This is a genomic window from Allobosea sp. 05T422_2 (assembly GCF_056396265.1).
The window spans coordinates 18,530-29,231 of record NZ_JBFTLD010000060.1; the positions used below are offsets into that span (position 1 = coordinate 18,530).

Below are 10,702 nucleotides of genomic sequence, written 5' to 3' on the forward strand. Positions count from 1 at the left end.
CCTATGCTCCGTCGACAGCAGGAGCGCCGCTCTTCGCAGCCAGGAAGCGCGCCTCCCACCAGGAGAAGACGATGTCGCGCAGCGCCGCCCCGTCGTCGTCGCCGTGCACAGCATGGCGCAGTACTTCGAGGCGTGCGACATCCTCCTCCGTCAGATCGATCTCGATCCGGACCTGCTGCAACGGGACATTGGTGAATTCCGGCTTGTAGGCCGGATCKCGGCTCAGTTCCCGGTCGGCCTTGATCGTCGGATTCCTGAAGTCGCGCGGCGTGCGCTGGCTGGACAGGATCGGCGTGCGCGGAACCCGCGCGAGATCCTCCTCCGTCGATTCGAGAATGATCACCTCGACCGGCTTCAGCGCGAAATTGCTCGTGCGCATGATATCGGCGCCGCAGACATTCGGCACAGCCAGAACATCCATCAGAGCCAGGAGATCGACATAGTCGCCGGCCCGCGAAGCCTGTCGCGTGATCGTTGCCGATCCGTTTTCGGTGATCTCCGTGCACATGAACAGGTTGAAGCTGTCATGCACGTCGTCCGGCGTCAGCCCGTATTCGCGTTGCGCTTCGGCCTGGATGTCGTGGCAGTTGGTGTGCCGTGCGAAGCCATAGGCGCTCTCATAGAGATAGGCGCTGCAACGCGGGAAGAGCACATCGTTCCGGCCGTAGGTATCTTCAAAAATATAGAGCATCGCCCGCTCGCGCGGCGGCGCCGACCAGAGGAACGTGCCCTTGCTGGGATTGAAGCCGTGCACCGTGCGCGTGCGCCCGCAATGCATGAATTCCTTGTAATCATGAAGATTGAAGCAGTTGAAGTCGACGCATTGCTGCCCCTCGATCTGCTGGATACGCAGAATCTGGCCCGCCCTGACTTCGATGGCCTTCCCGGTACCGGGCTCGAGCCGGATCCTGGCGACTTCCGTCCTCATTGCCGTGCGCTCCCGCCATTCGTCGTCGCCTGCTTCGCCGCAGCCTCGCGCAGCGCGAGTTGTACGAGCGCCTGCACATCGCGCTCCCCGGTCGCTGCGATCGCGCGCCCGAGTAACTCGATCTGCTGCTGATTGAGCTGAAGAACCACGCGACGGGTTGTCATTTGTGCCTACCGTTTTTGCCTCGCCACCGTGACGCTAGCACAGGATTGCATACAGTCACCCCTAAAAACACGCCACAATCCATAAAGGCTATTGCATGCAAAAACAGAACAATATCGTATGCATTTATTGTCGACAGTGCGATCCCGCACGACAATGGTGGAGGGATGGATGGGCCGTTTGCTTTCGATGGTGATGGCAGCCGCTTTCGCGGCGGGCGTCGGACATGCCGGAATGGGAGGCGCCGAAGCGCRGACTCTCAAATGGGGGTCGCCCCGCGAGATCGGCTCGCTGGACCCCTACTCCTACGGAGATACTTACGCCCTGTCGGTGCTAAACCATGTCTATGAGGGGCTGGTTCGCTACAGCGGCAAGCAGGAAATCGAACCCGCCCTCGCCACCGCCTGGACCGTCGCCTCGCCGACGCTCTGGCGCTTCACTTTGCGCCCCGGCGTCACCTTCCACGACGGCGCCCCCTTCAGCGCTGACGACGTTATCGCATCGCTGGAGCGGATCACGCATCCGACCTCGCCCATGCGGGGAGAGCTGCACGGCTACAAGAGCGCCCGAAAGGTCAACGACTCCGTCATCGAGATCGAGCTCGACAGCCCCAATCCGCTGCTTCTGAACGACCTGACCAATGTCCACATCTTCAACAAGGCGTGGCTGGTCGCGAATAACAGCCTTCTGCCCACCGATGCCGGCAAGGGCGTCGAGGGTTTCGCCACAAACAACACGAACGGCACCGGCCCGTTCAAGGTCGTCTCGCGGCGACGGGACACCCAGACAGTCTTCGTCAGGAACACTGGCTGGTGGGACAAGCCCGTCCATAATCTGGAGCGCATCGAATTCGTGCCGATTACGTCGGCGGCGACCCGCGTCGCGGCCATGCTGTCGGGCGAGATCGATTTCACAAACTCCGCTCCGCTCCAGGACCTGAGCCGTCTCGCGGCCTCGCCGGATATCAAGGTCCTGCAGGCGAACGAGGTGCGCTCGACATTCTTCGGGTTCAACTGGCGACAGCGGCTCGTGGAAAGCGATGTGCAGGACAAGAATCCGCTGCGCGACATCCGCGTCCGCGAAGCCATGTATCGCGGCATCGACGTCGCCGCGATCCAGTCGCGCGCCATGCGTGGCCTGTCTCGCACCACCGGCGCCCTTGTCGCGCCATCGATCCCGGGCTTCACGCCCGAGCTCGACCAGCGCCTGCCCTTCGACGCCGCCGAAGCACGCCGGCTTCTGACCGAGGCCGGGTATCCCAACGGCTTCTCCTTTCTGATGAACTGCGCCAGTGACGCACTCATCAACGAGGAGGAATTCTGCCAGGCCGTCGCCTCGATGTGGTCCCGCATCGGCCTGCGGCCCAATCTCAGCATCGCCCCGCGCAGCCAGCAGACGCCGAAGCGGGTTCGCGGCGAGTTCGACGTCGTCGCCTTCGGCTGGGCCAATGAGCCCACCCTGGATTCGTCCTCGCTGTTGACACAGGTGATCCACAAGAAGGACGCCGCGGCCGGCGTCTTCAACTGGGGCGAATGGGGCGATGACAGGATCGACGCCCTGAACGCCCAGGCCGCCGTCGAGAACGACGCCGCCAAGCGCACCGCCATGCTGACCGCGGCGATGAAAATCGCCAAGGATCAGCACATGTTCCTGCCAATGCATCAGCAACCCATGGCCTGGGCCGCCCGGTCGCGGATCACGTCCCTGGTGCAGAACTCGGACAACAAGCCGCGGATGTGGCTCACCGTCGTGAAGTAGAACCCGGCCCCGGTCAGCCCCGTGGCCTATCCGCCCGCACGCTGCTTCGCCATGATGCGCCGCGATCCCGATCGCGGCGCATCTCTTGTTCCAGGCCTACGCCGAGCCAGATAGAGCGGCCGTGCCCCTCCCAGGGTTCAGCGCCACCCCTTCGGATGGCGCCCAGAACCAGAACCTCCCTCCGGGCGGCTGACTTTTCGGAATGCGCCGCCTGCGGATAGCGCCTATGCGACATCTGCAGGACAGGCGCCGCCATTTTGGGTCAGTCTAGCGACGTTGCCTGCCGGTCGGCTCGCACGTTACTCACGGTGCCTCCTGATGAATAAGCACACGCCCTCAGCGGAGCTTTCGACGATGCCATTCGAGGTCGGCCAGCCCGTCCCGCGCAACGAGGACCCCGTGCTCGTGCGCGGCGAGGGCCGCTATACCGATGACGTCTCGCTGGAGGGGCAGCTCTACGCGGCCTTCGTCCGCAGCCCGCACGCGCATGGCGTCCTGCGCGGCATCGATATCTCGCAGGCCGAAGCCATGAAGGGCGTCGTCGCGATCTATCGGGGGGAGGATCTCGCGGGCCAAGGCTACGGCTTGCTGAAATGCGTTGTCGAGCATCCCAATCGGGACGGCAGCCCGATCAGGAAGCCCGCCCGCAACGCCCTGGCGACCGACAAGGTCCGCTTTGTCGGCGATCCCATCGCGATGGTCGTGGCTCGCACGGCCGTCCAGGCGCGCGATGCGGCCGAGGCCGTGCTGCTCGATATCKAGATCCTGCCCGCGGTCACGGCCAACGAGGATGCCCTCAAGCCGGACGCGCCGCAACTCTATGACGACGTCCCCGGCAATGTGGTCCTCGACTATCATTTCGGCGATGCCAGCAAGGTCGCGGCCGCTTTTGCCAGCGCCGCCCATGTCACGAAGCTGCGCATCGTCAACAGCCGCATCGTGGTGAACCCGATCGAGCCGCGTGCGGCGGTCGGAACCTATGACCGCAAGACCGGCCGCTACACGCTGCATGCGCCGAGCCAGGGCGCGTTCGGGATGCGCAACAACCTGGCCGCGGCAATGGGCGTGCCGGCGGAACGGATGCGGCTGCTCACCGGCCATGTCGGCGGCTCCTTCGGGATGAAATCCTCGGTCTTCCCCGAATATGTCGTGCTGCTGCACGCGGCCCGCCTGCTGAAGAAGCCGGTGAAATGGACCGATCAGCGCTCCGAGAGTTTTGTCTCGGACTATCATGGCCGCGACATGGTCTTCGAGGCCGAGCTGGCGCTCGACGCGCGCGGCCGGTTCCTGGCGACGCGCTTCAGCGGCATCGGCAATATGGGCGGCTATCTCTCGCCTGTCGGGCCGATGATGGCGACGACGAATATCGGCAAGAACAGCATCGGCATGTACCGCACGCCGCTCGTCGAGGTGCAGACCAAATGCGTCGTCACCAACACGGCACCGATCGGCGCCTATCGCGGCGCCGGGCGCCCCGAAGGCAATTACTTCATGGAGCGGCTGATCGATGCGGCCGCCGTGGAAATGGGGATCGACAAGACCGTCCTGCGGCGGCGCAACCTCGTCGCTCCGCAGCAACTGCCCTGGGCGACGCCGGTCGGGACGCTGTATGACAGCGGCGATTTCCCGGCCCTGTTCGCAGAAGCGCTCAAGGCGGCCGACTGGAAGGGCTACGGGGCGCGGCAGCGCCAGAGCCGGAAGGCCGGCAAGCTCCGCGGCCGCGGCATCGGCTGCTATCTCGAGGTCACCGCGCCGCCAAGCAATGAAATGGCCGGCCTCCATTTCGAAGCCGATGGCAGCGTGACCATCGTCACCGGCACGCTCGATTACGGACAGGGCCACTGGACGCCCTTCGCCCAGGTGCTGACGAGCAAGCTCGGCGTGCCCTTCGACAAGATCCGACTCGTCCAGGGCGACAGCGACCGGCTGATCGCGGGCGGCGGCACCGGCGGCTCCAAATCGATCATGGCGAGCGGGTCGGCCATCATGGAAGCGGGCGATCGCGTCATCGAGAAGGGCAAGCTCCTGGCCGCCCATTTTCTGGAAGCCGGCGTCGCCGATCTCGAGTTTGGCCGTGGCCGGTTCACGATCGCCGGGACCGACCGCGCGATCGGTATCATGGAGCTCGCGGAACGGGTGCGCATGACCCCCGACCTGCCCAAGGAGCTGCCCCGGAGCCTGGATGTCGATCATGTCTTCAAGTCGGCGCCATCGGCCTATCCCAATGGCTGTCATGTCGCCGAGGTCGAGATCGATCCTGAGACCGGGGAGGTCGCGGTGGTCAGCTATGTCATGGTCAATGATTTCGGCACGATCGTGAACCCGTTGATCGTCGCGGGGCAGCTGCATGGCGGCGTCGCGCAGGGCATCGGCCAGGCGCTCTACGAGATGACCGCCTATGACGAGRCCGGCCAGCTCATGACGGGGTCCTATATGGACTACGCGATGCCGCGCGCTGCCGACCTGCCCTTCTTCTCATTCGCCAGTCAGGGCAGCCCGACCGCGACCAATCCCGTCGGCGCGAAAGGCTGCGGCGAGGCCGGCTGCGCGGGCTCGCTGCCCTCGGTGATGAACGCGCTCGTCGATGCGCTCTCGCCCTATGGCGTGCGGCATGTCGACATGCCGGCGACGCCACAGGCGATCTGGCGGATGATTCACGGGGGGAAGTGAGAGATCATTTCGGCAGGGGGCCCGCCCCGAGCTGCTGCGCATATTGGTCGAAATGAACCTGCACATGCTGGAGGCGCTGATCGGCGAAGGGGCGTGCGGCTGCCGCGTCACGGGCTTCACCCGGGGCCATTCCGAAGCGCGCGCGGAAGGCGCGGTGAAACTGGGCGCTGTTGGAGAAGCCCTGTTCATGCGCGATCTGCGTGATCGAGCGTGATGGCGCGGCGGGACTGGCCAACTCGCGGAACGAGGCGTCGAGCCGCTTCTCGCGGATGATCGTGGCGACACCGCCATCGCCGGCAAACATCCGGTAGAGATGCGCGCGCGAGACCCGGAAGCGGGAAGTCAGCACGGCCGGGTTGAGGCCGGGATCCGACAGATTGGCCTCGATGAAYGCCAGGATGCGCTGACGCAGGACGTTTCCCAGCACGGGGTCCTGAAGAGCGATCCCCGGCGCGTGACGAGCGAGGCCCGAGGCGATGAGGAAGATCGCCGATTCCTCGATCGCCCGCAGGTCGTCGTCGCTCATCACGGGCGAGACATGGGACAGGCTGACGATGAAGTCGCTCAGGAGGCGCGTGATCGGATCTCCGGTCCTGAGCACCAGGCCATGCAGGTTGCGCCCCCCCGCCACCCGGTCGACCCGCTCCCGCGGCAGGACCAGCGACAGCGTGGAGCCGGTCCGGACCCTGCTCCTGAAGGTCCGGGCGAGGTCGAAGACGCAGATATCGCCAGGGCCGACCGATATCGCCTCCCCCTCGCAATCGGCCTCGAGTGTGCCGGCGACGAAGAGCTGGACGAAGTACTGATCCAGCCCGCCCTGCAGGATGGTGCGCCGGTCCCGGCTGTATTGCTGCTGGTTGAAGCTGGTCGGACCGATCAGCAGTGCGCCCAGYGCCCGCGAGCGGATCGAGCCCTCAAGCACAGCTCCGCGATCGTCGGGATGCGCCGTCGTCTCGAAGAACGGGCGGGAGATCTCGCGCCAGAGATCGCTGCGCAGGTCAGGCTCGACCATGTCGGTCGACAGGACGAGCTCTTCCGCCGCCACCGGAGCAGTCGCCCCCCGGGCCTGCCGCATCGCTCGCTCTCCCCCGCCAAGATCGGAACTTGCCCCGCACGTTCGGAACCTGCCCGATCACTCCTAGGGTGATTTGCCTGGTGGAACCAATGCCGCCGACGCAGGGGCATAGGCCGTCCCAGGACGAGACGACGTCCGGACGATTGAGACGCAGCGTCATCACAAATGAGACGCAGCGCTACAGGCGGGCGCTCGCGAATATGCGATCCTGGCAGCGCGGCGGCACTGCTGGGGGGCATGTTGCGCAGCCTTGCGGCTGCGTGCGCCGCCTTCGGCACCTGACAGCAACGCCCCCGACATCACAGCGCTCCGGGGGATGAGGCCCCCGGCTTCGGAGTGGCCTATGCCTATCGAATTGACCATCCAGCCATCGGGAATCATGTCTGGACATTCCGCATTGCCGGGGCTCAAGCGGAGTGCCAGCGCAACGGCGATCATTCTCGCGCTGACGGCGGCCTCGGCGGCTTCGGCAGCGGATTATCACTACGTTGCGTCCAGCGACGCCCTGTGGGGTCAGTTTGGAGGCACCCAGTGGGGCGTCGGCATACCAGGCCCCAACGACCGGGCGATCTTCGACCTGGCGGGAACCGGATCCACCTACACCTGGGGCAGCGCACGCAGTGTCGGACAGATCGTGTTCCTGGCTCCCTATACCGGGTTTGGCTTCGTCAATACCCCAGTGTCGACGAACGGTCTCGTCAGTATCGGCGGTATCGACGGGCTGGGCGTGGTCAGCCAGGTCAATCAGGCGATCACGCTCAGCGAGAGGATTACGCTGACAGGCAGCCAGGAATGGCGGATCGACAGCCAGAGCGGCAGCATCAGCCAGCTTTCCAAATCCGGGGCGGCCGCCCTCAATCTCGGCGCGCAGACCCTGACGCTGAACCCGGTGCAGAGCGGCAATGCCTTCTACCTGAACAACCCGATCTCCGGCACGGGCGGCCTCGTCGTGACCGGCGCCGGCACGGTCTATCTCATCGCAGCCAACACCTATTCTGGCGGGACGGTCCTCAACGGCGGCACGCTGTCGATGTCCTCGGACGCCAATCTCGGCAGTGTCGCGGGAGCACTGTCCATCAATGGTGGCGTGCTGCAGATCACCGGCACCGGCTTCAACAGCACCGGGCGCACCATCAACTGGGGCGCCAATGGCGGCGGCTTCGACATCGCCGATGCCAGCAACAATTTTGCCGTCGGCCAGGCGCTCGGTGGCGGGCCACTCACCAARCTCGGGGCCGGCTCGCTGACGCTGACCGGAGCCAACAGCTTTACGGGCGCGACGACGATCCAGTCGGGCAGGCTCGCCCTCACCGGTGCGGGCAGCATCGCCGCGTCCAGCGGCGTGCGCAACAACGGCGTGTTCGACATCTCCGGAACCGCGGCCGGCGCCTCGATCAGGACGCTTTCGGGCAGCGGCGTGGTCGCGACCGGGGCGCAGACTCTGACCCTGACCGCCGCCGCCGACACGTTCGCCGGCCGCTTCGAGGGAACGGGAGCGCTGGTTCTCGCCGCTGGCCACGCAAACCTCACGGGCGACAGCTCGGGCTTCGGCGGCGCCACCACGATCCAGGCAGGCGCGCTCTCGGTGAATGGCATCCTCGGCGGCACGCTGGCGGTGCAGGGCGGCCGGCTGCAGGGCATCGGCACGGTCGGCACCACGATGAACGCAGCCGGCGGCACGATCGCGCCCGGTAACTCGATCGGCACGCTGACCATCAATKGCAATTATCGCGGCAATGGCGGCAGGCTCGAGATCGAGACGGTGCTCGGCGGCGATGCCTCGCCTTCCGACCGGCTGGTCATCACCGGCAGCAGCGCCGGATCGACGCTGGTCAACGTGCTGAACCAGGGCGGGACTGGCGCACCGACCGTCGAGGGCATCAAGATCGTCGATGTCGGCGGCGCCTCGAATGGCAGCTTCACCCTCGCCAATGGCGACTATGCCTTCCAGGGGCAGCCCGCCCTGATTGCAGGCGCCTACGCCTATACGCTGCAGCACAACGGCGTCAGCACGCCCAACGACGGCGATTGGTATCTGCGCTCGGCCTATGTCCCGCCGGCAGCCGCGGCGGCGCCAGTCGGCAGCCCGGCGCGCACCGTGCCGATCCTGCAGCCCGGCGTGCCGGTCTACGAGGCCTATGGCCAGGTGCTGCAAAGCCTGAACGGCCTGCCGACGCTGCGCCAGCGCGTCGGCGACCGCATGCATGGCGACGGCACGGCCCCGGCGGGTACGCCCGAGAGCCAGGCGATCTGGGCCCGGATCGAGGGCGCCCATAGCCGGATCACGCCCAGGCTCTCGACCAGCGGCACCTCCTACGAGATCGACAGCTGGCGGCTCCAGGCCGGGCTCGAGGGACAGCTTCTGGCGAACGGCGCCGGCACGCTGGTCGGCGGCCTGACCGCGCATCACGGCGGGGCCACGGCCGATATCGCCTCGGTCTTCGGCCGCGGCAAGATTGCGACCAGCGGCACCGGCTTTGGCGGCACGCTGACCTGGTATGGCGAGAGCGGGCTCTATGCCGATGCCCAGGCCCAGGCGAGCTGGTTCGACAGCGATCTCAGCTCGACCACGCTCGGGCGCCGGCTCGCCGACGGCACGGGCGGGTTCGGCTATGCCTTCGGCCTGGAGCTCGGCCAGCGGATCGCGCTGAACGGCGCCTGGTCGCTGACGCCGCAGGCGCAACTGATCTATTCCAGGGTCACTGGCGACAGCTTTACCGATCCGTTCGGCGCCCGCGTCTCGCTCGGGGATGGCGACAGCCTGAAGGGCCGCCTCGGGCTCGCGGCGGACTATCGCAGCATCTGGCGCGACAGCGCCGGACAGCTCGTCAGCACCACGCTCTACGGCATCGCCAACCTCTCCTACGAGTTCCTCGACGACACCACGGCCAGCGTCGCCGGCACGCGCTTCAGCAGCGCCGAGGAGCGGCTCTGGGGCGGGGTCGGCCTCGGCGCGAAATATGATTGGGGCCGCTACTCGCTCTATGGCGAAGCCTCCGTCAGGACGAGCCTCGCCCAGTTCGCCGACAGCCACGAACTCAGCGGACGCGCCGGCTTCCGCATGAGCTGGTGAGCCCTCCCCTGAACTAAACGAACCCGAGAGGAGGACCCATGCGTCTTCGTGCATCGTCCCCATGGCACCACGCCAAGCGCGCCGCAGCCGCCACACTGGTCGCGGCGATGCTGGCGACACCCCAGTCCGTGCTCGCCTGCACGAGCTTCCTGATCCGGACGACCGATGACGGCGCCGTCTATGGCCGCACCATGGAGTTCGGGTTCGAGCTCGAGTCGCGCGCGATGGTGATCCCGCGCAACTACAAGCTGGCTTCGACCGGGCCGGGCGGAAAACCGGCGATGAGCTGGACCGGCAAATATGCGGCCGTCGGGCTCAATGCGCTCGGCGTCTTCGCCCTGGTCGACGGCATGAACGAGAAGGGCCTCTCCGGCGGCATTCTCTATTTCCCGGATTATGCCGGCTACGCCGACCCGGCGAAGACCGACCCGGCCAAATCCCTCGCGCCATGGGACCTGCTCACCTGGGCTCTGACCAGTTTCGCGACGGTCGCAGAGGTCAAGGCGGCGATCGGCGACGTCGCCGTCATCCATGTCGTGCAGGAGGCGATGAAGATCGCGCCGCCAGTGCATTACACCTTGCACGATGCCTCCGGGGCCTCGCTGGTGATCGAGCCGGTCGATGGCAAGCTCAAGGTCTATGACAACCCGCTCGGCGTGATGACCAACGCGCCATCCTTCGACTGGCACCTCACCAATCTCAGGAATTATGTGAAGCTGTCGCCCGTCAACGCGCCGCCGCTGAAGGTCGGCGAGCAGTCCTTCGCGCCGCTCGGCCAGGGCTCGGGCATGCTCGGCATTCCCGGAGATCCGACGCCGCCATCGCGTTTCCTGCGGGCGCTCGGCTATACGATGTCCGTCGAACGCAAGCCGAGCGGCCCGGAAAGCGTCCGGCTGGCAGAGCATATCGTCAATAATTTCGATATTCCGAAGGGCTGGATCAGGCTGCAAGACAAGGGCCAGGGAGACAAGCCCAGGGAGCCGCTGGAATACACGCAATGGTCGAAGGTGGCCGACCTCGTGAACCGGGTCTACTA

The 10,702-nt window shown here is 66.1% G+C and carries 7 protein-coding genes; 4 read left to right on the top strand and 3 right to left on the bottom strand.

Annotation, left to right across the window (positions count from 1 at the left end; translation table 11 throughout):
- Nucleotide 1 precedes the first annotated feature (1 nt).
- Together AC1DJT_RS13395 and AC1DJT_RS13400 are read right to left on the bottom strand one after the other, a co-directional pair.
- Nucleotides 2–928, bottom strand: a complete 927-nt coding sequence (locus AC1DJT_RS13395; protein WP_441504649.1) for a DUF1989 domain-containing protein — start codon at nt 926–928, stop codon at nt 2–4.
- Nucleotides 925–1,092 carry a hypothetical protein gene (locus AC1DJT_RS13400; RefSeq protein ID WP_441504650.1) on the bottom strand — a complete coding sequence of 56 codons (168 nt, stop codon included), beginning with the start codon at nt 1,090–1,092 and terminating at the stop codon, nt 925–927. The genes AC1DJT_RS13395 and AC1DJT_RS13400 overlap by 4 nt, the downstream gene beginning before the upstream one ends.
- Nucleotides 1,093–1,261: 169 nt before the next feature.
- Here AC1DJT_RS13400 and AC1DJT_RS13405 point away from each other — a divergent pair, with 169 nt between their 5' ends.
- Both AC1DJT_RS13405 and AC1DJT_RS13410 read left to right on the top strand, forming a co-directional pair.
- Nucleotides 1,262–2,848, top strand: coding sequence for an ABC transporter substrate-binding protein (locus AC1DJT_RS13405; RefSeq protein ID WP_476834219.1), 1,587 nt, complete (start codon nt 1,262–1,264; stop codon nt 2,846–2,848).
- 318 nt (nt 2,849–3,166) lie between these two features.
- Nucleotides 3,167–5,518 (top strand): xanthine dehydrogenase family protein molybdopterin-binding subunit, encoded by a 2,352-nt coding sequence (locus tag AC1DJT_RS13410; RefSeq protein WP_476834220.1) that lies wholly within the window; start codon nt 3,167–3,169, stop codon nt 5,516–5,518.
- A 4-nt stretch (nt 5,519–5,522) separates the two neighbouring features.
- Here AC1DJT_RS13410 and AC1DJT_RS13415 read toward each other — a convergent pair whose 3' ends face one another.
- A complete protein-coding gene (locus AC1DJT_RS13415) occupies nt 5,523–6,593 on the bottom strand; it encodes a helix-turn-helix domain-containing protein (protein WP_441504653.1) in 1,071 nt (356 codons plus the stop codon).
- Between the two features lie 343 nt (nt 6,594–6,936).
- Between AC1DJT_RS13415 and AC1DJT_RS13420 the strand changes: the two genes are divergently transcribed.
- Both AC1DJT_RS13420 and AC1DJT_RS13425 read left to right on the top strand, forming a co-directional pair.
- Nucleotides 6,937–9,666, top strand: coding sequence for an autotransporter family protein (locus tag AC1DJT_RS13420; RefSeq protein ID WP_476834221.1), 2,730 nt, complete (start codon nt 6,937–6,939; stop codon nt 9,664–9,666).
- Nucleotides 9,667–9,704: 38 nt separating this feature from the next.
- Nucleotides 9,705–10,702 (top strand): linear amide C-N hydrolase (locus tag AC1DJT_RS13425; protein ID WP_476834222.1); only part of this gene is annotated, 998 nt, incomplete at its 3' end.

Excerpts from the sequence above, each read along its gene's own strand:
- AC1DJT_RS13400 (WP_441504650.1), bottom strand. The coding sequence starts at position 1,092 with ATGACAACCCGTCGCGTGGTTCTTCAGCTCAATCAGCAGCAGATCGAG.